20 protein-coding genes are annotated in these 24480 nt (G+C 42.7%); 4 read left to right on the top strand and 16 right to left on the bottom strand.

Annotated elements, in window-relative coordinates; translation table 11 throughout:
• Nucleotides 1–217: 217 nt before the first annotated feature.
• The gene (locus tag EO124_RS08520) at nt 218–1384 is read left to right on the top strand and encodes a pyridoxal phosphate-dependent aminotransferase (RefSeq protein ID WP_127059182.1); all 1167 of its coding nucleotides are present in this window, start codon (nt 218–220) and stop codon (nt 1382–1384) included.
• Between the two features lie 146 nt (nt 1385–1530).
• Here EO124_RS08520 and EO124_RS08515 read toward each other — a convergent pair whose 3' ends face one another.
• The 8 genes from EO124_RS08515 to EO124_RS08480 form a co-directional block, all read right to left on the bottom strand.
• The gene (locus EO124_RS08515) at nt 1531–1950 is read right to left on the bottom strand and encodes a flavodoxin (protein WP_127059181.1); all 420 of its coding nucleotides are present in this window, start codon (nt 1948–1950) and stop codon (nt 1531–1533) included.
• 14 nt (nt 1951–1964) lie between these two features.
• Nucleotides 1965–2534, bottom strand: coding sequence for a DUF3793 family protein (locus EO124_RS08510; RefSeq protein ID WP_127059180.1), 570 nt, complete (start codon nt 2532–2534; stop codon nt 1965–1967).
• A 500-nt stretch (nt 2535–3034) separates the two neighbouring features.
• A complete protein-coding gene (locus EO124_RS08505; RefSeq protein ID WP_127059179.1) occupies nt 3035–3412 on the bottom strand; it encodes a thioesterase family protein in 378 nt (125 codons plus the stop codon).
• 340 nt (nt 3413–3752) lie between these two features.
• Nucleotides 3753–4370 carry a L(+)-tartrate dehydratase subunit beta gene (gene ttdB, locus EO124_RS08500; protein WP_021841728.1) on the bottom strand — a complete coding sequence of 206 codons (618 nt, stop codon included), beginning with the start codon at nt 4368–4370 and terminating at the stop codon, nt 3753–3755.
• Nucleotides 4370–5269: a L(+)-tartrate dehydratase subunit alpha gene (ttdA, locus tag EO124_RS08495; RefSeq protein WP_127059178.1), complete on the bottom strand. Its 900-nt coding sequence runs from the start codon at nt 5267–5269 to the stop codon at nt 4370–4372. Before ttdA ends, ttdB begins: the two co-directional genes overlap by 1 nt.
• 104 nt (nt 5270–5373) lie before the next feature.
• Nucleotides 5374–6642, bottom strand: a complete 1269-nt coding sequence (locus EO124_RS08490; RefSeq protein WP_127059177.1) for an SLC13 family permease — start codon at nt 6640–6642, stop codon at nt 5374–5376.
• Nucleotides 6643–6936: 294 nt separating this feature from the next.
• Entirely contained in the window at nt 6937–8031 is a 1095-nt protein-coding gene (locus tag EO124_RS08485; RefSeq protein WP_127059176.1) for an AraC family transcriptional regulator, read from the bottom strand.
• Nucleotides 8032–8039: 8 nt separating this feature from the next.
• Nucleotides 8040–8612 carry a DNA-3-methyladenine glycosylase I gene (locus tag EO124_RS08480; protein ID WP_127059175.1) on the bottom strand — a complete coding sequence of 191 codons (573 nt, stop codon included), beginning with the start codon at nt 8610–8612 and terminating at the stop codon, nt 8040–8042.
• A gap of 211 nt (nt 8613–8823) precedes the next feature.
• Here EO124_RS08480 and dcuC point away from each other — a divergent pair, with 211 nt between their 5' ends.
• The 3 genes from dcuC (at nt 8824) to EO124_RS08465 (ending at nt 13020) form a co-directional block, all read left to right on the top strand.
• Complete coding sequence (dcuC, locus tag EO124_RS08475; protein WP_241230694.1) at nt 8824–10107, top strand: C4-dicarboxylate transporter DcuC; 1284 nt, start codon at nt 8824–8826, stop codon at nt 10105–10107.
• A 124-nt stretch (nt 10108–10231) separates the two neighbouring features.
• The gene (locus EO124_RS08470) at nt 10232–11353 is read left to right on the top strand and encodes a M20/M25/M40 family metallo-hydrolase (RefSeq protein WP_127059174.1); all 1122 of its coding nucleotides are present in this window, start codon (nt 10232–10234) and stop codon (nt 11351–11353) included.
• A 302-nt stretch (nt 11354–11655) separates the two neighbouring features.
• Nucleotides 11656–13020, top strand: coding sequence for an MATE family efflux transporter (locus tag EO124_RS08465; protein ID WP_127059173.1), 1365 nt, complete (start codon nt 11656–11658; stop codon nt 13018–13020).
• A gap of 147 nt (nt 13021–13167) precedes the next feature.
• Here EO124_RS08465 and EO124_RS08460 read toward each other — a convergent pair whose 3' ends face one another.
• The 8 genes from EO124_RS08460 to EO124_RS08425 form a co-directional block, all read right to left on the bottom strand.
• Complete coding sequence (locus EO124_RS08460; RefSeq protein WP_127059172.1) at nt 13168–14481, bottom strand: amidohydrolase; 1314 nt, start codon at nt 14479–14481, stop codon at nt 13168–13170.
• 261 nt (nt 14482–14742) lie between these two features.
• Complete coding sequence (gene cydB, locus EO124_RS08455) at nt 14743–15762, bottom strand: cytochrome d ubiquinol oxidase subunit II (protein ID WP_127059171.1); 1020 nt, start codon at nt 15760–15762, stop codon at nt 14743–14745.
• Nucleotides 15753–17135 carry a cytochrome ubiquinol oxidase subunit I gene (locus tag EO124_RS08450; protein ID WP_127059170.1) on the bottom strand — a complete coding sequence of 461 codons (1383 nt, stop codon included), beginning with the start codon at nt 17133–17135 and terminating at the stop codon, nt 15753–15755. The genes cydB and EO124_RS08450 overlap by 10 nt, the downstream gene beginning before the upstream one ends.
• 17 nt (nt 17136–17152) lie before the next feature.
• The gene (locus tag EO124_RS08445; protein ID WP_127059169.1) at nt 17153–17617 is read right to left on the bottom strand and encodes an RrF2 family transcriptional regulator; all 465 of its coding nucleotides are present in this window, start codon (nt 17615–17617) and stop codon (nt 17153–17155) included.
• A 207-nt stretch (nt 17618–17824) separates the two neighbouring features.
• Nucleotides 17825–18826 (bottom strand): inorganic phosphate transporter, encoded by a 1002-nt coding sequence (locus EO124_RS08440; protein ID WP_021841740.1) that lies wholly within the window; start codon nt 18824–18826, stop codon nt 17825–17827.
• Entirely contained in the window at nt 18819–19448 is a 630-nt protein-coding gene (locus EO124_RS08435) for a DUF47 domain-containing protein (RefSeq protein WP_127059168.1), read from the bottom strand. Before EO124_RS08435 ends, EO124_RS08440 begins: the two co-directional genes overlap by 8 nt.
• 33 nt (nt 19449–19481) lie before the next feature.
• Nucleotides 19482–19979: a MogA/MoaB family molybdenum cofactor biosynthesis protein gene (locus EO124_RS08430; RefSeq protein ID WP_021841742.1), complete on the bottom strand. Its 498-nt coding sequence runs from the start codon at nt 19977–19979 to the stop codon at nt 19482–19484.
• A 276-nt stretch (nt 19980–20255) separates the two neighbouring features.
• Entirely contained in the window at nt 20256–24128 is a 3873-nt protein-coding gene (locus tag EO124_RS08425) for an ESPR-type extended signal peptide-containing protein (RefSeq protein ID WP_127059167.1), read from the bottom strand.
• Between the last annotated feature and the right edge of the window lie 352 nt (nt 24129–24480).

The following is a 24480-nucleotide window of genomic DNA, read 5'->3' as shown; positions in this document are numbered from 1 at the left end:
ACATCTCTAAAGTATTATTTTACTATAAATCGACCATTTATTGTAGATAATAATTCAATAAATTTCTATATACAGCCCTTCAATATGGCTAATCCTTCAACAAATTACTACTTGTTATAAATATTTTATGATAAACTATAAAAAGAGAAAAGAGAGACTCAATGTGACACAGAAGATTTGTCGATCATGTTGAGCTGTAATTAAGGAGGAACATACTATGAATTGGAACAATTACATCTCAAAAACAGCACAAGAATTGCCTGCTTCAGGCATTCGTAAAATTTGGGAGATGGCCTTATCCATGGATAATGTGCTGTCATTAGGCGTTGGCGAACCGGACTATGCACCACCGCAGAAAGTACTGGACGCCTCTATCAAAAGCCTTGAAAATAAAGAAACAAGTTATACCAGTAACGCCGGCTTATTACCGCTTCGCACGGCCATTCGCAAATGGTACGGCAAGCGCTATGGCGTTGACTATACAGAAAACGAAATGATGCTCACCGTCGGCGCCAGCGAAGCCATTGATTTAGCTATGCGTGTATTACTCGACGAAGGGGACGAAGTCCTCATTCCGGACCCATCCTATGTGGCCTATGCGGCGGAAGTCAAACTAAATAAAGGCATAGCTGTCATGGTGCCGACTCATTTGGAAGAAGGCTTTAAAATTACACCGGCTGCCATTGAAAAAGCGGTTACCCCTAAAACTAAGGTGTTACTCATGGGGTATCCAAGTAACCCGACCGGCGCCATTTTAACACGGGAAGAACTGGAAGGCATTGCGGAGGTTGTGAAAAAACATGACCTCATCGTTGTAAGTGATGAGATTTATTCCGAGTTGACCTATGGCCGCACGCATACGAGCATTGCCGCTTTACCGGGCATGAAAGAACGCACGCTTATTTTAAACGGTTTTTCCAAAGCCTATGCCATGACCGGTTTACGTATCGGTTTTCTCTTGGCTCCTACAGAAATTATTGAGCAGGCTATCAAAATTCACCAGTACAGTATCGTGGCACCGGCTACCCCGATTCAACATGCCGCTATTGTGGCGCTCAACGAATGCGACGACAGCGTAGTTGCTATGCGTGAAGAATACGAAGCACGGCGCAATTTAATTGTTGCAGGCTTCCAAAAGATGGGGCTTCCCATCGCGGTACCGGAAGGTGCCTTCTATGTATTCCCTGATATTTCAAGTTGCGGCTTAAACGACTTTGATTTCGCCGTTCAGTTGTTACAACAGGAGCATGTAGCCGTAGTACCGGGCTCCGCTTTCGGCGAATGCGGTAAAGGCCGCATCCGTTGTTCCTACGCATCATCTCGTGAAACCATTCAGGAAGCGCTAAATCGAATCGAACGATTCATTAACGGTTTGAAAAAGTAAAAAATAAAGCAATAATGCGGTTTGAAGCAACTTATCTTCAAACCGCATTATTAATTTAGAGGCTGTAATCTTACAATTACAGCCTCTAATATATTTACACAACAAAACTTTGCTATGTACTATTTTAAGTTATTGCTATTCTAATTTTATGCTTCAGCCAATGCTTTACCGCGTGCTTCGCAATCTGCTAACGCAGCATCATCAGGAGCACCGAAAACAGGTAAGTTATCAGCTACGATTTCAGCGCCGGTTGCTTTTACGCGTTCAGCCCAATCTTCGAGCCAAGTACCGCCCCAACCATAGGAGCCGAAAAGAATTACTTTTTTGCCGGATAATTTAGGTTCCAAAGCTGTGTAGAATGGTTCGAATTCCATTTCTTCCAATTGTTCAGCACCCATATCTGCACAACCTAAAGCTAATTTATCAAAAGCAGCTGCTTCATCAGCGGAAATTTCAGACACGGATTTAACGACTACTTCTTGACCTGCACCGGCAATACCTTTACCGATTGCTTCTGCCATTGCTTGTGTGTTACCTGTACCAGACCAATAAATTACACCAATCATGTGATTACCTCCTACTAGCATGCCGTTACGGCTACCAAAGACTCTAATTGTTTACCATTTAAAAGCTGGGTATGACAGTAATTTCTGCATGCCCGAAAACAGTGAAACGAATGCATGGCGGACATAGGATTGCCATAGACTTTCCATTCGCCGCAAAGCTTATAGCCCGCGCCTTTCATACGAATAAAAGAGCGTACATCGTGGAGTGGATAGCCCAAGAACAGACCGATTTCATGAGGAAAGTCCATCCGTTCTTCCAAACGACCTTCTAAGCGCTCAAACCACGTTTCCAAAGATTCCGTCGGCAAATAGCCGTAGAGTTTTAAAAACGCAGCATGTTCGGGACGACGTAAATATTCCTCTAACATTCGTTTGCGGAACACCAACAATAATCTTCGCCGATCGCAATGACACAGTTCGTAAAAGAACAAGCCGCGATCATTAAATTTCTCATTATACGCCGACAAAGCCGTTGTCAAATGCAAATCCATATCTCGTGGAATGGCCACAAGATTCGCCACCTTGATTCCCCGTATTGCCGGCGCACAATGATAACCGATAATAGAATCTATTTCGCTTACCATAGTTCACCCTGCCTCTCAATGTTTTCAGGAGAACACTTGCTCTCAAGGCTGTCATACTAGTAAATCCGGATTTATGAATAGTAGCTTTTACCAAGCTACTATGACTTGGTTTTAAAATAATTAAGCTAACTATCTTCTTAATTCATCATACAATCAAAGCGCTGTTCTGTCAATATAATTGACAGTTATTTTCAATTATGAATTTTAAGCAAAGAACCTATAGCTTTCACTTAAACGATAGTTATCGATGTGCAATATAAACCTATAACCTTTGTAAAACAAAGAGGATGGGGTATCTTTATTGTATACCTCATCCTCTTTTAAAACGGTAGCCTCAGCTACATTATAGCTCCATTCGGACATTTTTATTGATAAAATAATTCAATATTACAGGAATTATGTTTTGCTTTCAACACTAGCGCCATTATATTTTCGGCACGGCGCCAGTATGTTTCGAGCACTATCGTCATTATGTTTTCGGCACGGCCCCAGTAAACTTCCTATTTTAATTTACTCATGAACTTTTCGTTGTTGATGACAAATCGTTCGTGCGTTCCCTTACCGATACAAGTATCGCCTTCATAGGCCGCCACTTCATAGCTGATTTTACGGCCATTCACAGCGGTCACCTTCGCTTCCGCACGAATCTGTGCACCCATAGCTGATGCTTTATCATGGGAAATACTAAGCGAAATACCAACCGTACCGTCACCGTCCGGTAACTGTCCTTTTAAAGCCGCTACAGCCGCCTCTTCCATAAGGGCACACATTGCAGGCGTAGCAAATACTTCAAGAGCACCGCTTTTCATCGTTTTGGCAATATTATGTTCATTAACAACTACTGTTGCCTCACCTTTTAATCCCACTTCTATACTCATATAATATCCTCCTGTGCTTATACCTAATCACCATTAATACGTTTAATGTAATCCCCTACCGGCCAAATACTGCAGCTAATTCCAGCCATTCAACTATGGCAGTCTCAGCCGGCGATTTGACTATTACATTATCTTCTAAAAACAGTATACTACATTTCAAATGTGCCTGCTGAAAATTATTATTAAAATGCAAAAGGCCGCCCCTTTCGGAACGACCTTAGCAGCGAGTATAAAATTGTAACCTCATATGGCGCTACCTTATGCATCGCAATTAGCAGTAAACGATGTATACCGTTCGCACCATGACCGGGTTAATAAATAATTAAGTGTAAACCAATACTTATTTAATGAAGCTTACGTGTTTGTTAATTTCAGCAAGCACTTTTTCTTTCGTTTCGTTGTATTCCACTTTTTTCTGTTCGAACCAGTTATTACCATAGGTGTCGATGGATACGATCAAAGGACCGAATTCTTTAACACGGCAAGTCCACAATGTTTCCGGCATGCCTAATTCTTTCCAATTAGCTTGTTCGATTTCTTCTACTTCTGTTGCAGCCAATACAGCATTACCGGCTGGGAATACTAAATGCAAGGCTTTGAATTCCTGACACGCTTTCTGAGTGCCCGGGCCCATACCGCCTTTACCGACGATGAGACGCACACCGGTATGTTTTACGAAGTCGTATTCGAATTTTTCCATACGCATACTGGTTGTAGGACCTACGGAAATCATTTCGTATTTACCGTTAGCTTCGTCGATAGTTTTTACAATCGGACCGGCATGCAAAATAGCACCGTTGCGAACGTCAACCGGTAGTTCACGACCGTATTCAATCAAACGGCGATGAGCAACGTCACGGCAAGTTGTAATGTGACCTGTTAAATATACGATATCACCGGCTTTAATGCCTTCTAAATCTTCTGCGGAAATCGGTGTTGTTAAGATTTTCTTTTCCATTAGTATTTCACCCCACTATGCGATAAAACTGTACATTGACCATCTTTAGTAAATACTAAGTGACCGCGACGGTGATTCCAGCACCCCACGTTAACAGCCACACTCAATACGGACGGATGACGGGTACCGTTTTCGATGTTAACACCCATAACGGATTTGTCGCCGCCCATACCTTGCGGTCCTAAATGAAGGGCATTGATACCGTCTTCCAACAATTGTTCCATATACGCTGCGTTTTTGTTAGGATTATGAGAACCTACCGGACGCATAATCGCTTTTTTGGAATATAAAGCAGCCGTATCGATGGAGGTTGCAATACCTACGCCAACCAATAACGGAGGACATGCGTTTAAGCCGTAAGACGTCATCAAATCGAGTACGAATTTGGCAACCCCTTCATAACCTTCGCCCGGCATTAAAGTTTTACCGCTGCCCGGCAAGGAACAGCCGCCGCCGGCCATGTAAGGGTAAATTTCTACATCGTCACGATCAGGAATGATATCCCAAAGAATGTATGGAGCCGTTAAGCCGATGTTTTTCTTCGTATTGAATTCGTCAAATGTTTCTACACAGTTATGACGCAATGGAGTTTCCTGCGTAGCCTGATAAGTGGCATCGCGCAAAATAGTTTCCAATTCGCCGATTAATGGGAAGTTGGCACCGCATTTTACCCAGTACTGCAATACGCCTGTATCTTGACAGGATGGACGGCTCAATTCTTTAGCCAATTCCATATTTTTGTGCATAGTGTCATAAATCGTTTTAGCTAACGGATTCTTTTCGTCCGCTGCCAATTCCTTTAATTTAGCATCAACATCATCCGGCAATACTTTAGAGAAATAGCCTACAAAATCCGCAAGAATTTGAGTCATTCTTTGACTCATTTTTTCCTTATCCATACATATCCTCCTTTAACTTATGGGATGTACCGATCCCAAATTACAATCTGTACATATAGAAAAACCTAGAAAATTTTTTATCAGAAATGTTTTGCCTCTTAAAATCAAGGGTAAAACGGGAAGAAAATCGGTAATAAAATAAGTGAAGTGATCATTGCTAAGATTAGGTAAGGACCACCTACTTTTACATAGTCCATAAAACTATAGCCTGCTACGTTATATACCATCGTATTCGGCGGACAACCGATTGGTGTAGCAAAGGCTACAGAACCGCCGATAACAGTCGCCATAAGCACCGCTTTTGGGTCGGCCCCAACCTGCTGAGCCAAGGCCAAGCTGATTGGCACCAATAAAGCAGTCGTCGCTGTATTGGACATGAACTGAGTCAAAATAGCAGCGATACAGAATACAACAGCCAATAACATAAACGGCGACGGATTATCACCGAGGCTCTGAATAATCGTATCGGCAATCATCGCACCGGCACCGGTTTTCACAAGAGCCTGAGCTAAGGCCAAAGAACCTACAAAGAGTAAAATCGTTTTCATATCAATAGCGTTAACGGCTACTTTTTCAGAAATCGTGCGAGTTGCTACGAGGAATAAGGCCCCAATCCAGGCAATGACATGAAGCTTGATGCCCAATTGTGATTCAAAAATCATCCCCAGTACAGTCGCAACCAAAGTACCGGCAGCAAATACTTTGCGCCACATGGCCACTTTACTGTAATCGGCGTCGGTCGTATATTCGGTAGCCGGTGTATGGGTCGGCTCTTCCGGTAATAATTTATGACCGATTAAAGCGAAGTACGCAATACCTACGAGCAATACCGGCAAACCTACCAAGGCATAGTCGAAGAAAGCGAAGGCCAAATTCTGCTGTGCCAAACCGGATTGAGCAATCATATTGCCCGGTGAACCGATGAGACTCACATTACCGCCGGCAGATGCGGCAATAGCTAAAGGCATTAACAGTTTCGTGGCTTTAATGCCGGTGCGCTGCACAAGACCCATAGCAAGCGGAATCAATACGGCGGTTGTCCCCGTATTGGATAAGAACGTCGACATAAGACCGGTAATACACATTACGGCGATAATTAGCTGACGTTCCGTTTTGGCAAAACGATTAATTAAACCGCCCACCGCATGAGCCACACCGGTATCGAAAAAGGCGGCCCCTACAATGAACATAGCCATAAAGAGTAATACATTGGAATCCACAAAGCCTAAGAATGCTTCTTTCGGTGTGAGCACACCGGTCAAAGTCAAGCAAACAGCCACCGTCATAGCGGTTATGGACAAGGGGATTTTCTCCCAAACGAACATGATAATGGCAAAAACTAAAAGAACTAGGGTTACAATAACACCATCCATCTTTGTCTCCTCTCGTACACTAATTGTATTGGTGATACTGTGAATGCATTCGATACTTTCATTATACGCATATACCATAAATCAGCTATCCAAATTACGCTATGAAAATAATTATCATTTGACTGTTTTTGCAATGTTTTTTAAATGCAGTCAGTGAATTTAATATAAAAAAACGACCGGTCTTTTTTCTCCAAAAGCCGGTCAGATACGCTAATATTTATTTTTTTATTGTCAATTTCTCAATTCAAATATATAAAATAACACCCACTTCTATTTTTTATAGATAGCCTTATTTTATTTGTCCAGAATATCATCCAGAGCTGCCAAGGCAAGGCGTAATTGTTCACGAGCGACCACCAACTCAGCATCAGTTCTACTTGACTCACGCCTAGGATTCGCCCCCTTATCAGCTGCGGTTGCCTCATTTTCAGTCGTATCTTTTCTATAAGCCTCTAACCGCTCATTAATTCCCGCATCATCGACAGCAATATATTCCTTCCAATTATCCATCATCGTATGCCGCTCTACCTTGCCGGCTACCTGACGATATTCCGTCGGCGTCGTGTGAAAATGCTTACGAAACGCCGTATTAAACGCCTTCACATCGGAAAAACCGCATTCATTGGCAATGTCTACGATTTGTTGCTTCGTATTAACTAACTGCACCGCCGCTTCACGAAGGCGCATACGCAATACATAGGCCTTAAACGAAATGCCCAACTGCCGTTTAAAAAATTGCGAAGCATAACTTTCGGTATAGCCGCCAATATCGGCTATCTCGCCCAAAGTTAACGGTTCTTTATAGTGTTGATCAATGTAGGTAATCATCTTTTCAAAAGTAGCGGCCTGTTGCAAGGCCACCGGATTACCCTGAGGCATATAAGAAACAGGTTTTAACAAATCGATTAAACAATGGAGAATACCTAAAAATTCCGTTTCTATCGCAATATCCGGTTCATCTACCACATTAATGGTCTTAACCTCACCAGCTTTATGTTTGGCCAACTGCCGCATCAATTCACTAAGTTGTGACCGCAGCTTGTCATACCCGGAATCGTATCGCGTTGTTTCATCGGTGGCCAAAAAGAAACTGGATTGCCTAAATACCTTGTCATATTGTGCCAGCATTTGCGGATGTAAATGTAACACCATGGCTATCGTATCCGGCTCCAAAGCCAACGTAGCATGCCCACACTGCGGCGGCAAGATAATAAAATCATCGGGACCCAAATTGGTGTACTCATTGTCATGACATACCTCGACCGCGCCCTGCAGTACTAAGAGCACTTCAATCTCCGGATGCCAATTATAATGATACGTGCCAATCCGATAAATATATTGGCTGAAGGCTATATGTCCATGTTGGTATAAAAAGTTATAAAATTGCATGGTTCCTCCTACTTAGTTAAACGTTCATAACAAGGGCAACTCACAATATGGTCGTTTATTATGCCGATAGCCTGTAAAAAAGAATATACAATCGTAGGTCCGACAAAGGTAAAACCGCGTTTCTTCAAGTCCTTACTGATGTGTTCCGCCAACGGTGTCATAGCCGGCACATCTGCTTCTGTTTGCCAGTGACCGACTAAACTTTCACCGTTCGTAAACGCCCAGATATACGCATCAAAGGAGCCGAACTCGGCCTGAATTTTCTTAAATGCCAAGGCATTTTTACGAAGTGAAACAATCTTAAGTCGATTACGAATAATATTCGGATTCTCCAATAGTTGAGCCTCTTTGTCCGGCGTATAGGACGCCACTTTATTTATATCGAAACCATCAAATGCTTCACGCATGGCCTCGCGTCGTTTTAGTACCAGCGTCCAACTGAGTCCGGCCTGCATAGTTTCCAATACTAAAAACTCAAACAAAACGCGATCCTCATGGGTTGGCACGCCCCACTCGGTATCATGATATACTTGCTCTTCCGAACTACGTTTAGCCCACGCACATTCTCTGACGGTTGTCATACGTCTACCTCCACCGTAAAACAGCATATTTTATACATAATTGCAAATGCTCAAATCATATAAGCAATTGAAAACACTCACAATATATGCAAAATTAACATAATTAAAATTATATTTTATCATTTAAATGTGGCATTTTTTTCTAATTTAGCCTATAGTAGTATTATACCATGTTATATAGTAGGGGGTATTTCTTACGGAGGTGTTACCTATGATGCAACTGACAGGTGGTATTATCGTAATCATCGCATTTGCCGCCATCATTAGAAAGTATGAAACCCGCACCGTTCTACTCGTAGCCGGCGCACTTATGTGTTTCATCGGCGGCGTAATGGGCCAATTCATGGATTCCTTTGTCAAAACCATGATTCACGGTTCCTTAGTCCCAACTATTTGTACCGTAATGGGCTTTGCTTTCGTTATGAAGCATACGGAATGTGACCAACATTTAGTGCATGCATTATCAGGCCTTATTTCTAAAAGCCATGCCATTATCATTCCGCTTGCCATGCTCGTAACCTGGTGGCTCAACATCGCCGTTACCAGTGCGGCCGGTGCCGCTGCGGCTATCGGCAGTATCTTGATTCCCGCTTTAATTGCGGCCGGCGTACATCCGGCCATGGCCGGTGCCGCTATTTTAGCCGGCACTTGGGGCAGTGCCATCAGCCCCGGCAACACACATGTGGCCTTCATTTCCAAGATGGCCAATGTAGACGTTATGTTTGTTGTCCTTGAAACTGCCTTACCGGCTATCATCGCATCCTTAGTAGTAGCCGTATCACTTACCTTAGTAGCGGCATTTCGCAAAGAAGGCCCAAGCAAGGCTCGCCAGGAAGCGTTAGCAGAACAAGGTACCGCTTCTATCGTAGGTAAATTCAAAGTTAACGGTCTTAAAGCTATGGCACCGATCGTGCCACTCGTTATTTTAGTTGTAACCAACTTAAACATTGCTGCACTTAAAGATATGGGTATTGCTAAAGTAAGCGTACCGGCCGCTATGATTATCGGCTGTGTAGTAGCTCTCATTATTGCCCGCGCCAATCCGCAAGAAGTAACGAAAGACTTCTTCAAGGGCATGGGCGATGCCTACGGCAGCATCATCGGTCTTATCATCGCCGCTGCGGTTTTCACCAAAGGCATGCAAGCCATGGGCCTTACCGATGCGTTATTAACGTATATGAAGGATTCTCAATCCATCGCTAAAATTGCCGGAAGCTTCGGTCCGTTCATTATCGCTATCTTAAGCGGTTCCGGCGACGCGGCAGCGCTTGCCTTCAACGGGGCCATCACACCGCATGCAGCCAGCTTCGGCATGAACATGGTCGACCTTGGCTCCTTGGCACAAATTTCAGGGGCTATCGGTCGTTCTACTTCACCGGTAGCGGGTGCAGCCATTATTTGTGCGTCCCTCGCCAATGTAGGTCCTATGGAACTTGCCAAACGTAATATCGTGCCAATGTTGATTGGCGTTATTACATTCCTTATTTTATTCTAAGTTGAAATTTGCATCCCCTATTCATTACTATATTAACCGGTACTATTAATTATTTATAACTGCAAACTCTCACATTATACAGTTTCTTTATTTTATTCTCTCACATTATGTTTAGGAGGTTCTCATGATCCAAGAAAAGCGTATCCTTGATGAATTCTTAGAATTGATTCAAATTCCTTGCTCCACCCTTAAAGAACGTGAAATCGCCGACTTACTGACCAAGCGTTTAGAAGCTTTCGGTTTTACCGTTGAAGAAGATAATGCCGGTGAAAAATTGGGTGGCAATGCCGGTAACTTAGTGGCAACGCTTAAAGGAACTGTTCCTTCCGCCCCTATGATTATGCTCACCGCTCACATGGACTGCGTAGAACCTTGCGCCAATATTAAACCACAAATTAAAGACGGTCTCATTACTTCGGACGGCACTACAATCCTCGGTGGTGACGACAAAGCCGGTGTAGTGGCTATCTTGGAAGCCTTGCGTGTTGTTAAAGAAGACAATCTCCCTCATGGCGATATGCAGGTTGTCTTTACTATTGCGGAAGAAGGCGGCGTAAACGGCTCTAAGAATATGGATTCGTCCTTACTTAAAGCTAAATTAGGCTATACTTTTGATACCTCCGGTGCACCGGGTCGTATCGTACATAAAGCACCGGGCCAGAACAAAGTACGTGCTACAATCACCGGTAAAGCGGCTCATGCCGGTAATGCGCCGGAAAAAGGCATTAACGCCATCGTAGCGGCCGGTCATATTTTAACAAAATTACCGCAAGGCCGTATCGATGAAGAAACGACTTGCAACATCGGTACCATCAGTGGTGGCCGTGCTACCAACATCGTAGCGGAAGAAGCGGTTATCTTTATGGAAACCCGTAGCCGTAATAAAGCAAAATTAGCTAAATTAACCGACGAAGTAGTAGCTATTTTCGAACAGGGCGCTAAAGACACCAATACGTCCATTAAAGTAGAAGTATTGCCGGCTTACGATCCGTTCGATGTGCCGGTAGATTCCGAAACAATTCGCCTTGCTTCCAAAGCTGCCGAAGAATTGGGCTTCACCGTTAATGTAGTTGAATCCGGCGGTGGCAGTGATGCCAGCTTCTTCAATGCCTATGGTGTACCGACAGCCGTACTCGGCGTGGGCATGACTAATGTACATACCAAGGAAGAATGCATTAAAGAAGAAGATTTATATAATTCCGCCCGCTTAGCGTTGCAAATTATTCAAGAAGCAGCTAAACAATAATACATCATCGTCAATTATGACAACTTAAAAGCCTCACCTGTCACAGGGTGAGGCTTTTATACATCCTCGATACTAACTGTCAGCACTTTGCCGGACATGCCTATAAGATGTTTGTCCCCCTGTTGTGACTCTAGACTTTTTATCTGTTCTATGTTAGAGTTAAATGTATAGTTCAATTATAATTTAAATTTAGCAGTTATTATCTTACCCGATGTCACCGGATGCGGGTAAGCGGCATCAATGCATCTATCGTAGGTCTTTGAAGATAGATACTTTGGTGCTTTTTTTTGAGGTATCATAGCATGGAACAATTACTTTACACAACTTTATTCAGTAAAATAAAACACTTCGTCGCCTTGACTATCCCCATTATTCTGACGCAATTTGCCATCACCGGCGGCTCCTTCATATCGGTTGTCTTAACCGGCCAATATAGCACGGTCGATTTAGCGGGTATGTCGGTAGGCTTTAATCTCTGGACAGCCTGTTATTACGGCATATTGGGTATTCATTTAGGGATTTCCCCGATTATTGCCCAACTGTTGGGGGCTAATCGCAAAGAAACTATTCCTACCATTATCTATCATGGTTTAATTTTAAGTGTCTGCTTCTTCTTACTTTTGATTATCTTGGGCGCCACTGTCCTGGATCCGCTGCTTCTAAGTTTAAATCTCGAGCCCGCTGCCTACGAAATCTGTTGGCAATACTTAAAAATCATCGCCTGGGGCCTTCTACCGCTCATTTTAACCTGTGTATTGCGTAATACTGTCGATTGTCACGGCTATACACGCTATACTATGTACATTATCATGTGTGGTTTAGTTATTCACATCTTTCTCGATTACGCCCTGATTCTCGGCTATTTCGGGTTTCCCGCCCTTGGTGCCCTCGGGGCCGGTATCGCCACTATCGTTGCGTACTGGTTTAACTTCTTAGCCTTTGTTGCCGTATTACTGGTTGGCAAAACATTCAAAGGCTATCGCTTATTCCGTGAACGCTTCCGGTTTGACTTCTTCTATATTCGTGAGCAATTGCGTTTGGGTATTCCTATCGGCCTCGCTATTTTTGCGGAAAGCAGTATTTTCAGTCTCGCCGGTATCGCCGCCACAGCTTATGGTACGAAAATTATAGCCGCCCATCAGGCAGCTATCAGCTTTACGTCCCTATTCTACGGCGTGCCGCTCAGTATCGGTATTGCCGCCACCATTACGGTAGGTTATGCCGTAGGCGCCAAAGATTTTCATATGGCCAAAACCTATTCCTACATTGCGCGCGGTATGGCTGTCGTCTTGGCACTCAGCATTTGTCTGTACACCTTTACCAACTTACCGACGATTGCCGGTTATTACACGAATGATCCAAACATGGTTGATTTAATCGGCAGTTTCCTCAGTTATGCCGTATTCTTCACGGTTATCGATGCATTAGGAACGCCGATTCAAGGTATTTTGCGTGGTTATAAAGATGTGCGCATCATCTCCATTATCGCGCTCACCAGCTTCTGTGGCACCAGTATTCCCATTGCGGCCTTCTTTACCTTTGTACTCAACTACGGCCCGTACGCAATTTGGATCGGTCTTTTAGGCAGTACCGCTATTGCTGCTACCCTCTTCACTTGGCGTGTTTGGTATATTCAACACAAAAAATTTAAAGTAGCAACAGCTTAAAAATTAAATATAGGCTGTAATTGTACAAAAGAGCCCCAAGCAATCGGTTAAACCGATTGCCTGTGGCTCTTCTTTTATATGCGAATGAATCACCAACCGGCTTTCTATCGCCTTAAATTGATTTTGAAAAACGGCTTAATGTAATTCTTATTTTTTACCTTGTAAATAAGATTCGATTAAAGCGCCCGTAAAAGCGATACCGTTAATCATATCCTTCTCATCAATATTGAACTTAGGATTATGATGCGGTGCCGCAATATCGGAACCTAAAATCATATAAGTACCGCGTCCGCCGTGGCCGATTACCCGTTCCAAGAAGTAAGCGCAGTCTTCACTGCCGCCCCCTTCATTGGCTAACGGTACATCTTTAAAGATACCCAAATCTTTGGCAATTATCTGTACTTCTTTAGCCAAATCTTCCGAGTTAATGCAGGCCGGCGCACTGCCCATTTCTTTGATGTCCACTTCATTTTCATACATAGCGGTCGCACCTTTTAACACTTCATAGGCTCGTTTGCAGATATAATCATTAACTTCACCGGTAGCACCGCGCGTTTCTATCTGTAAATAGGCTCGGTCCGGAATAACATTACGGCCTGTGCCTGATTCCAATACACCTACGTTAATACAGGAATTCCCTTTGGAATGACGAGAAATAGCTTGTAAGTTTAAAGCTGCCGTACAAGCTGCCAACAAGGAGTTTTTGCCAAGTTCCGGGGACCCGCCGGCATGCGACGAATAGCCTTTAAAGGTTACGTCTAATTTAGTCGTAGCCAAGAAGCCGTTGTTTAAACAAGCAAGGCAACCGGCAATATTCTTATTAATCCCGATATGCATACCGAAGAAAATATCTACATCATCAACAACACCGGCATCAACCATGGATTTCGCACCACGAACCCCTTCTTCAGCAGGCTGTAAAATCAATTTAAAGGTACCGTGGAGCCCCTCTTTATGAGTCGCTATATATTCGGCCAGGCCTAAAGCCATTGTTAAATGAGCATCATGACCACAAGCATGCATGGCTTTTTCATGCTTCGATACAAACCCTTCTTTAACCGGTAAATGATCGTCAGCCGTAGATTCCATAACATCATTGGAGTCGATGTCGGCACGAAAAGCTACCGTAGGCCCTTCGTCATCAAAATGCAAGGTCGCTACCATGCCGGTAAAACCATATCCCATGGCTTCTACCCACTTTGGATTAGCCCCTTCTTGAAGCGCTCTGTCCATAGCCGCTTTCATAACGGCTTCGTCCGGAACCCCCATACGTGATTCGGCTTTAACAACCTCTTTACCGACTTTTAAATCATAACCTAATTCGGTCAAACGATCGGCAGCCATAGCGGCCGTCCGATATTCCAACCAACCCGGTTCCGGATGTTGATGCAAATCACGACGCATAGCTATAAATTTTTCACGATTATCGTTGGCAAATGCAACACTCTTATATGTACTCATGTGAACCACGCCTCCCTAATGTCTTAATTACGAGTATTTTTCAACTGCTACCTTTATCTTACCATACTCCAGGGACATCTGTAATCTCATAATATAATTTAAACGGTCTTTTGGTATATCGAATACGAATAGATATGTAAAGAGCTACGTCAGCCTATCAAAGGAAAAGCACCTCAATATAAAAAGAAAAGCGTACCTTGCGGCACGCTTTTCAAAATCTCATTATAATCCAATCGAAGGCTCTAATGAGTCAGTATTTAATTAATAGTGTAAATCGTCAGGGCTTACACGATGACGAAATGTCCAGTAAGTCCAACCTTGGTAGATTAATACGATTGGTACGAAGATAAGAGCAACAATCGTCATTAACGTTAACGTATATTCGGAAGAAGATGCGTTTTTAATTGTTAAGCTCCAAGCCGGATTTAAGCTGGAAACCATGATACGTGGGAACAATCCTGCGAAGTAAGCAGCTGTTACCGAAATAATGCTCAAGCAGCTGAATGTGAAGCCAACGCCCGGACGACGTACGCGGGTGAAGCCCCAGGAAATCAAGAAGAATACGATGCAAAGAGCAAACGCAACTGTTGCAATCATGCTGTTGAATAAATCGGTGTAGTAGTAAGTAGCACCTACTAATACAAGAGCGCCTACAGCAGTAATCACGCCTTCTACCAAAGCGGTAGCACGTGCACGTTCAGCGATAGGACCGGTTGTTTTAATAGCCGTGTATAAAGCACCATGATAAACGAATACCAAGATGAATGCCAAACCGCAAAGGATTGTGTAAGGGCTAAGCAAATCGAAGAAGCCGCCTACGAAGTTCATCTGAGCATCGATTGGAGTACCTTGAATCAAGTTACCAACGGTAACGCCCCAAAGAAGAGCCGGAATTAAAGAACCGAAGAAAATGCAATAATCGAAAGTTTTACGCCATGCAATGGATTTATCTTTACTACGGAATTCGAATGCTACGCCGCGCGCAATTAATGCAGCCAACATCAAGAACAAAGCCAAGTAAAAACCACTGAATAAAGTAGCGTAAACATGTGGGAAGGATGCAAATGTTGCACCGCCGGCCGTAATCATCCATACCTGGTTGCCGTCCCATACAGGACCAACCGTATTGATCATTTGACGACGTTCCACATCAGTTTTACCTAAGAATGGAAGCAAAATGCCTACACCATAGTCAAAGCCTTCAAGTGTGAAGAACCCGGCGAATAATACGCAAACGAGGATGAACCACACTACGTCTAAGTTCTGTAAAATTACTTCCATAATGCTGCCTCCTCTCCTTCGATATCATGAGACGGATTGCCTTCAGGACCTTTTTTAATGTGTTTAACAGCTAAGTAAAGAGCTGCAATCGCTGCCAAGATATAAACAGCGGAGAAACCAATAATAGTAGTCCAAACTTCAGCAGCCGTTACAGTGCTGGATACACCGTCAGCTGTTTTCTGTAAGCCGTAAACGATCCATGGTTGACGACCCATTTCAGCAACATACCAGCCGGTTGCATTAGCAATGTAAGGGAATGGTAACATCCAGAATACGAGTTGTAACATACCGCGGGATTGTTCCAATTTGCCGGCACGGTTCATTGCGAAGGCAATGATAGCTACCAACAATACTAAAGAGCCGGAGAAAATCATGGCACGGAATGTCCAGTACATGGAAGTTACATGTGGGATATAGTCCCCAGGACCATATTTCTGTACATCAGCATTCTGAAGGTCTTTCATACCTTTCATTTCGCCGTTGAAGTCATCAGTAGCGATGAAGCTGAGTAAACCTGGAATTTCGATAGCACTGTTAGTTACCTGATTTTTTTCATCAATCGAAGCAACTAAACTGAAAGATGCACCTTTAGTTGTGTCCCAAAGACCTTCAACGGATGCAATTTTCATAGGTTGTACTTTAGTTACATACTGGCCATGTAAGTGACCGGCACCGGCAACTAAAACACCGCCGATAATGGTGAAAACTAAGCCCCATTTAATAGAGCGTTTGTAGAAATCTACCGCATTATTGCGGAGAATGTGCCAAGCACTGATAGATGCGATGATAACGCCTGCAGTCATGAGACCGGCAAAGAAAATATGGCTGAATTGACCCGGTACATAACCGTTGCTCAAAATAACGCCGAAGTCCTGCATTTCTGCACGGCCATTACGAATCACATAACCAACCGGATGCTGCATAAAAGAGCTGGCCACCAAAATCCAGAAAGCGGATAAGTTGGTACCGATAGCTACCAATACGGCTACAACCGCATGAGCTTTAGCGGACAATTTGTCCCAGCCGAAAATCCAAGCACCCATAAAAGTGGATTCAAGGAAGAAAGCCGTTAAAGCTTCCAAAGCAAGTGGTGCGCCGAAGATATCACCCATGAAACGGGAATATTCAGCCCAGTTCATACCGAAGTGGAACTCCTGTACGATACCGGTTACAACACCCATGGCAAAATTGATTAAAAATAATTTCCCCCAGAACTTTGCCATTTTTTTGTAAACTTCATTGTTTGTCGATACATAGGTAATTTCCAAACATGCAACGACTACTGTCATCCCCAGAGTTACCGGAACGAACAGCCAGTGATAGATCGATGTCAAGGCAAATTGCCATCGAGCTAACAGTAATGCTTCCATCATACGTAAAACCTCCTCACTTATAAATCGCGCGCTTGCGCCTTCGATGGACAAACTCTCTGTAAATGTATTTCTCGTTCACGTTTCGCCAAGGTTTCAAAATCCACAGCTTGTAGTTCCTTAACTAAATGGCCTTGAATTTGACAAAATTGCTCTTGTACCGAACAATTACCGTGACAACCACGGGAACAAGTTTCACTATCATACAAACACCGCTGCAAATAGGTTGCCCCTTCTACAGCTTCTATAACATCTAATAAAGTGATTTCTTTAGGTTTACGTGCTAAGGCAAAACCGCCATCCACACCGCGGAACGATTGCATAATATTGCCTGATATTAAATTTCTCATAATTTTGAGAAGGAATCGATCCGGAATTTTCTGCGCTTTGGCGAGCTCACCGCCGGTAATTTTAGTCCCATTCGGCAGGAGCGACATATGCAAAACCATCCGGAATGCATAATCTGTTGCTTGGTTAAGTTTCATTGTGACCCCCTAAATCCTAATTCGAATCATTATCCCAATAATTCGCTTTCCCTTTTGTAAGATTGAACAATACAATCTTAGTATACATTGAGTTCACAAAAAAATGCTCAAATCTCGAGCATTTTTTCTATTACTTACATTATAGACAATACAGTGTGTAATTGCAATAACATATCTATTCAATTTTACAAGATATTCAGCGAATTTTTATAAAATTTCGCGAATCATATCGATTGCTAAATAGGCTATGCCTGACATAATGGCACTTAACGGAATGGTCACAAACCAAGCTAATACCATGGAGCGCGCTACACCCCAGTTTACGGCCTTAACACGTTTGGCCGTCCCTACCCCCATAATCGATCCGCTCACAACGTGCGTGGTCGATACCGGTAAGTGTAAGAAAGTAGCGGTAAAAATCGTAATAGCGGAGTTCAAATCGGCGGCAAAGCCGTTGATGCTTTCCAATTTAAAAATCTTAGTACCCATGGTACTGATAATACGCCAACCGCCGGCTGCCGTACCTAAGGCCATAGCGGACGCACAGGCTACTTTTACCCAAGTCGGTACATCCAAAGTATCGATATAACCGCCGCTAAGTAAGGTTAAGGTAATAATCCCCATCGCCTTCTGAGCATCATTGGAACCATGGGAAAACGCCATTAAGGTCGCGGATAAAAGCTGCATATTGCGGAATCTGTCATTCAAAGCAATCGGCGAGAAACTACCGAACAGGAACAACAAGATGTGCATGATAATATAGCCTAAAATCATGGCAATAATCGGCGATAGTACGAGTGATAGGAAAATTTTACCGATGCCGTTAAAGTTAAGGGCTTCATGACCGACAGCCACCATAACCGCGCCGATAACACCGCCGATAAGGGCGTGTGACGAAGAACTCGGAATTCCGTACCACCATGTAACCAAGTTCCAAATGATAGCGCCCAAGAGGGCCGCACTGATAACTTCCGCATTAATTAAATTAGCGGACATAACTAAATCACCGCCGATGGTCTTAGCGACACCGGTACTTACGAGAGCCCCCACGAAATTGAGGACCGCCGTCATCATAACCGCTTTTTTAGGTGAAATGGCTCGCGTCGATACGGATGTAGCAATGGCGTTGGCCGTATCATGGAACCCGTTAATATAGTCAAAAGCCAATGCTAAGAGTACCACCAGCCATACAAACCAATGATCAAGCATACTTCAATACAACCCGGCGGAATGTACCGACCAAATCCTTGCAACCGTCAATGACTTCTTCCATGGAGCTGAGGATTTCCTTCCATTTGATGATTTCAATCGGATCTTTACAATCGCGGAATAAAATGGCCATTTCTTCATGATATACGGCGTCAGCTTCTTCTTCCAAACGAAGTACTTCAAGCACGCGGCCTTCTACACGAACATGATTCTTCTTAAGACTATTCATATAAGAAATGGATTTTGTAATATGTTTTAAGCATTTCTGCACAATTTCAATTAAACGGATAGCACCTTTGGTAGGTTGGCCTACATTATACATACACATTTTATCCATAATGTCTTTCATGCTATCCAAGGTAATATCCAACTGTTCAATGAGTTGTTGAATATCTTCACGATCCATTGGAGTAATAAAAGTGGAACGCAACTGTTCAATCGTTTGGTTCACCAATTGATCGGCTTCTTTTTCTTTCTGATCGATTACGCGGAGTGCTTCTTCTTTAGGTAATTCATTTTTAAATGCCTGCTCCATAACAACGGATGCGTCATGGCATAGTGAAACATGATTATTTAAAATGTTGAAAAATTTTTCTTCCTTGCCTTTTAAATGAAAAGCCATAATATCCTCCATAACTTATGATTGTGGTACTTGCTATTTATTGATTTCAAAAACTAAGTGACGAATTTCAGGCAATACTAATTTGGTCATGCCGAGTGTAACGGCGCCAACCGATCCGGGCAATGAAATAAGCAATACATCGGAACTTACACCGGCCGTTGCTCGCGACGCAATGGCTCTCGTGCCGATATCTTCGGTGAAGCTTAAATATCTGAATAATTCACCAAATCCCGGAATTATTTTAGTGCACAGTGACTCCACTGCTTCAATCGATACATCACGCTTGGCTATGCCTGTACCGCCTGTTAAAATAACAGCATCCAGACTTTCGATTGCAATCCAACGTTGCAATACTTCGGAAATTCTTGTAAAATCATCAGGTACAATCGTCCTGACTTTTACAATATGGCCTCCTTCCTCGATTAGTTGAACAACCGTGTCGCCGCCCTTATCGGTTTCCGGTGTACGGGTATCCGATACGGTCAAAACGCCGAGTACCAAAGGTCGTTCTGAGACTTCTTGTAAGGACATGTTCGACTCCTCCACACAAATACATTTTACACTATCTTGATAATTTACAAAGCCTTTACTCTTAGTATAACACGAATTGGCAATCGTGGTTAACAACATTACACTTTTCATTTGTAAAGTTTATGTAAAAATTGAGTTTTTGTAATTCTCAGATGAACTATTGTCAATGAAAATGCAAAACAGCCTACATCCGAGGTGTACACCACCCCAGATGCAGGCTATTTTTTACCTATTTACCGGTTGTTCGGCAAAATTATAAAATTTTTCACGATTTGATTATTTTTTTACACGAACACGTTCTACCGTCGGATTGCCATCTTTATCTGTATGAACTGCGTCTACCGTGAAGCGTTCCAGTTCAGGCGCAAATTCGGTTAAGATTTTATCCGATAAAGTTGCTCCGTTAAGCATGGCGTTATAAAGCATAGATGCAAATTCATAACGTGTCATCGGACGATTACCATCGTATGTACCATCAGGATAGCCCTTAATCATGCCATTACCGGCGAGTACGGAAACGTATTCATAGGCCCAATGATTCTGTGGTACATCCGGGAAGAGTTGCAATTTGGATGTGTCAATCTTACGACCTGCATTAGAGTCGAGCATCGCCGATTTCAAGGCTTCCAATTCTCGGCGCAAATCTTTAATTTCTTTCGCCATGGCTACCTTAGAGGTCGACACATTGTTACCTTGACCGACTTTAAGGGAAATCCCTGCATTTACCATGCTGTTACCGTTACCTATCGTGCCGCCTACGCTAAACATAGTGTCTTCGTTAGGACGATAGAAAGCACCCAAGGCTACAGAGTTTTCACCACGGTAGTGACCGTAACCGGCGGTAACGTCCCATTTATCATCCGGATCAAAGTCTAAAGGATGAAGGGCTGCCAACGCGGCGGCACCGGCACCTACTTTATCGATACGGTTGTCTAATTCGTTCACTTTGCCGCCGAGATTAACGATAGCGTTGCTGTTGTTAATAACTTGTTCATTCACGCCTTGAAGTTGTTCTTCAGTAGCGGCACGACCTACGGTGGCAAAATCTTCGGCTTGAAGCGTAGTATTCGTTAAACCTGTAACTTCACCGTCAGCACCATTTAAGGCAATAACCCCGACTTCACCCATACCGGTGGTGCCGTTGAGGGATACAGCTTTGCCTTCTTCAGTGCCTAAGTTGAAGGTACCGGCTTCACCGTTAATGACAGCTTTTGTATTACCTTCCCCGATAGTAATCTTATTGTTAAGGCCAAATTTTAGTTTTGCATTGTCTTTGCGTACAAATACGTTCTGGTTGCCTTCCGCATTTATATAGCCGCCAAAGTCTATGGTAGTATCTTTATCTACTTTTGATAGGTTTTCTTCATTGGCGGATATGTTCCAACCCGTATACGCTTTGTTATTAATGTCCGTAATGGCTGCATTTAATTGTTCTTCAGTTGCGGCACGACCTACGGTTGCAAAGTCTTTACCATCAAGTTTTAGATTCGTTAAGCCTTTAACTTCCCCGGCAGCACCATCGACATTAACTTTACCGACAGTTGCATTTCCTGTTTTGCCATCAAGGGATATTTTAGTATCTCCACTACCTACTTGTACACTAGCATTATCGCCGTCAATGGTTACCTTATTGTCACCGGTCCCTACATTAATACTTGTGTTGAGGTCAAAGGTTAAGTTTGTTTTGTCTTGAGTCACTACGATGTTCTTATGACCCTCTACTTCTTTACCGGAGAAGTCTACTTTATCATTGCTAGCTACGGCAACACCTTCAGTACCATTAGCCGATACCTTCCAGCCTTTATAGGATTTTTGTTCAATATCAGACATAGCGGCACTTAATTGTTCTTCCGTTGCGGCACGACCAACTTTGGCAAAATCAGCAACGTCAAGTGTTTTATTTGTTAATCCCGTAATATAACCCTTCGTGCCGTCGATTTTAATAGGATTATTGCCTTCTTTGATTTCCCCGATTGTTACGATATCATTGAGTTTAAGGTTGTAATCGGTGACATTAGTTTCTTTATTTTCTGTTGGTGTCAAAACGAAGTTATTGTCTGCACTTACACTGGCTCCTTTAGCATTAACAGTATATTGTTTCTTGCCGTCCTTATCAAGACCTTCATCAACGGATGCAATATTTGTGCCAGGTGCTACACGGCCACCAGCTGCTGCAATTTGGGCAGTTAAGTCATTGGTTAAGTGGTAGATTTGTTGGCCGTTGATGGCGTCGTAGGAATTAGAAGAAATGCGACCTTTGGCAACATTGATAATACGACGTCTATCGGTTCCGGCGCCTACCGAGAGAATACCATAAGAACCATCACTACCAGAAATATTCCACTGTTGATTATAGAAATCTCCAAGTTCCTTTTTAAACGCGGTTAATTTTGAATATGTAAACATATCATCAACTTTTACTTTACTACCATAGCCTAAAGCCGCACTATAACTGGTATTTGCTTCAATAGCTGCTTGGTAGCCAATTGCCGTCCCACCGAAATGACTAACACTTGCCTCAGAGCCCACTACTGTAGCCCATTTCGCATTGTTTGATACCGCCGCTTTATAACCACCAATGAAAGAATTATCTGAGTTAGTGCCAATCGTCGACTCTGCACCTATAATACTTGCATATTTACTCTGAGTCGTAGATTTATAACCAAATAAAGATGAACGATCAGCGCGTTCGGCAATCTCTGCTTCACTACCCACAGCCACACTATAACCGGTATTAACTTTAGTATGATACCCCAATGCTATTGAGTTACTAGGATTTCCCCCTTTTGTACTAACAGCAGCGCCGGTACCAAAGGCAAAGTTATTTGAGCCAGTAGCACTTGCACTCGAACCAATGGCAATCGAGCTCATAGAATTCGATTTAGCACCTACACCAATAGCCAGACCACTTTGTGCACCATCTTTAACAGTAGCGCCATTACCAACAGCTATACCATTTTCAGCACTTCCCCCGACCTTAGATTGATAACCCAAAGCAACTGCATAGCGACTTATCTTTTCATCCGTACCAATTCTTGCCTCATGACCGAGAGCAATACTGGATCGCCCATTAACTTTTGCGGAATAGCCAATAGCTGACCCAAACCATGTGCCATCATAAACTTTTGAAAAAGAACCTATAGCTGCACTATGCGGAGCATCATTCCCAATACTGGCAGAAATCCCACCGATTGCAATAGAGTGGTCAGATTCCTTCCCTACTTTAATATTAGTCCCCATAGCAACCGTCCAGTCGGTCTCATCGTCGACTCTGGTGCCGTCTGTGCCTATGGCAATGGAATTCTCTGCTTTATCGCCAATGGAGACACTTGTACCGATGACAATTCCTCGACCACTGGAATTTATGGTATTGCCCATCTTGGCATCGGCACCAATGACGATACTGTAAGGAGATTCATTAGTTGCATCCTTACCAATTACTACTGAGCCATTACTACCCGGCCAATAATTTGGTGTTTCTGTCGGGAATGGTCCATTTTTGGCTCCATGCCCAATTACAACGGAATCATCTGTATTTTTGCCGAATTCCATACCATTACCAATCGCAATAGAGCCATTAATATCTTGGGAAACCTTATTGTTACTCCCTATAAAAATACTTTTACTAATCTGCTTCGCAGATGTATTATTATTACCAAAAATAATCGTATCTTTATAATCTCTATAGAATCCATTTGGTGTGGTAAAAATCTGATTATTATTGCCAATAATCCATGAATACTTTAATACTGAAATAGCATTACCATCTCCAATAACGTAATCATAACCACTGGATGATCCCAAAGTGTTTTTATCGCCGGTAACATCATTATTACTAGTGTTAACCGTATTACCATCGCCTACAACAGTATTTGTCTTAGCATACTGCCCCATGGTATTTTCCGTATCAATATGAGCGGTAAAGTTACCATTTGCATCAGTTGCTGTTATCCAGCTACTGTTAGTCGCTGCATCTACACTTATTCCACTTATACCAGCAGTTAGTGCCAAAGCGGCTAGTAACACACCTACCTTACGAACTGCCCCTACCGAACTACTGGAATTCTTTGTACATTTCCGTGCCAATTCAGATACTACAACATACTGATTACTTACTTTACTCCATATAACCTTGTAAAGCCTATTCATAATCGTTCCCCTTTATCCCTCACAACGAAATAAATAAGTGGTCTTACTGTACTGCTATATCATCCTCCTATTATTGTGTAACTCTATATCTAGCATTAAACATTAATGCTGAATACCATAAGTAATTAAATATAATATTATTCCCGTTTCAATTTGAATTCCTTTATATTTCATCTTAATTTTATAATAGCATCAAAATTTAAGTGATTCAATGACACTATTCAGTTCGTGAAATTTTAATGTCAAAAATTATAATATCCAACTTATTATAAAATTAATTAAGTAGGAATAGTCTTGATTTATACAGTTTTATTTATTTTATACGATGTGATGCAATAGTGATACATTTATC

This window comes from Veillonella ratti, from assembly GCF_003992115.1.
Taxonomy (GTDB): domain Bacteria; phylum Bacillota; class Negativicutes; order Veillonellales; family Veillonellaceae; genus Veillonella_A; species Veillonella_A ratti.
This window is presented reverse-complemented; position numbering and strand designations above follow the sequence as displayed.

Excerpts from the sequence above, each read along its gene's own strand:
- EO124_RS08520 (WP_127059182.1), top strand. The coding sequence starts at position 218 with ATGAATTGGAACAATTACATCTCAAAAACAGCACAAGAATTGCCTGCT.
- EO124_RS08515 (WP_127059181.1), bottom strand. The coding sequence starts at position 1,950 with ATGATTGGTGTAATTTATTGGTCTGGTACAGGTAACACACAAGCAATG.
- EO124_RS08510 (WP_127059180.1), bottom strand. The coding sequence starts at position 2,534 with ATGGTAAGCGAAATAGATTCTATTATCGGTTATCATTGTGCGCCGGCA.
- EO124_RS08505 (WP_127059179.1), bottom strand. The coding sequence starts at position 3,412 with ATGAGTATAGAAGTGGGATTAAAAGGTGAGGCAACAGTAGTTGTTAAT.
- ttdB (WP_021841728.1), bottom strand. The coding sequence starts at position 4,370 with ATGGAAAAGAAAATCTTAACAACACCGATTTCCGCAGAAGATTTAGAA.
- ttdA (WP_127059178.1), bottom strand. The coding sequence starts at position 5,269 with ATGGATAAGGAAAAAATGAGTCAAAGAATGACTCAAATTCTTGCGGAT.
- EO124_RS08490 (WP_127059177.1), bottom strand. The coding sequence starts at position 6,642 with ATGGATGGTGTTATTGTAACCCTAGTTCTTTTAGTTTTTGCCATTATC.
- EO124_RS08485 (WP_127059176.1), bottom strand. The coding sequence starts at position 8,031 with ATGCAATTTTATAACTTTTTATACCAACATGGACATATAGCCTTCAGC.
- EO124_RS08480 (WP_127059175.1), bottom strand. The coding sequence starts at position 8,612 with ATGACAACCGTCAGAGAATGTGCGTGGGCTAAACGTAGTTCGGAAGAG.
- dcuC (WP_241230694.1), top strand. The coding sequence starts at position 8,824 with ATGATGCAACTGACAGGTGGTATTATCGTAATCATCGCATTTGCCGCC.
- EO124_RS08470 (WP_127059174.1), top strand. The coding sequence starts at position 10,232 with ATGATCCAAGAAAAGCGTATCCTTGATGAATTCTTAGAATTGATTCAA.
- EO124_RS08465 (WP_127059173.1), top strand. The coding sequence starts at position 11,656 with ATGGAACAATTACTTTACACAACTTTATTCAGTAAAATAAAACACTTC.
- EO124_RS08460 (WP_127059172.1), bottom strand. The coding sequence starts at position 14,481 with ATGAGTACATATAAGAGTGTTGCATTTGCCAACGATAATCGTGAAAAA.
- cydB (WP_127059171.1), bottom strand. The coding sequence starts at position 15,762 with ATGGAAGTAATTTTACAGAACTTAGACGTAGTGTGGTTCATCCTCGTT.
- EO124_RS08450 (WP_127059170.1), bottom strand. The coding sequence starts at position 17,135 with ATGATGGAAGCATTACTGTTAGCTCGATGGCAATTTGCCTTGACATCG.
- EO124_RS08445 (WP_127059169.1), bottom strand. The coding sequence starts at position 17,617 with ATGAAACTTAACCAAGCAACAGATTATGCATTCCGGATGGTTTTGCAT.
- EO124_RS08440 (WP_021841740.1), bottom strand. The coding sequence starts at position 18,826 with ATGCTTGATCATTGGTTTGTATGGCTGGTGGTACTCTTAGCATTGGCT.
- EO124_RS08435 (WP_127059168.1), bottom strand. The coding sequence starts at position 19,448 with ATGGCTTTTCATTTAAAAGGCAAGGAAGAAAAATTTTTCAACATTTTA.
- EO124_RS08430 (WP_021841742.1), bottom strand. The coding sequence starts at position 19,979 with ATGTCCTTACAAGAAGTCTCAGAACGACCTTTGGTACTCGGCGTTTTG.
- EO124_RS08425 (WP_127059167.1), bottom strand. The coding sequence starts at position 24,128 with ATGAATAGGCTTTACAAGGTTATATGGAGTAAAGTAAGTAATCAGTAT.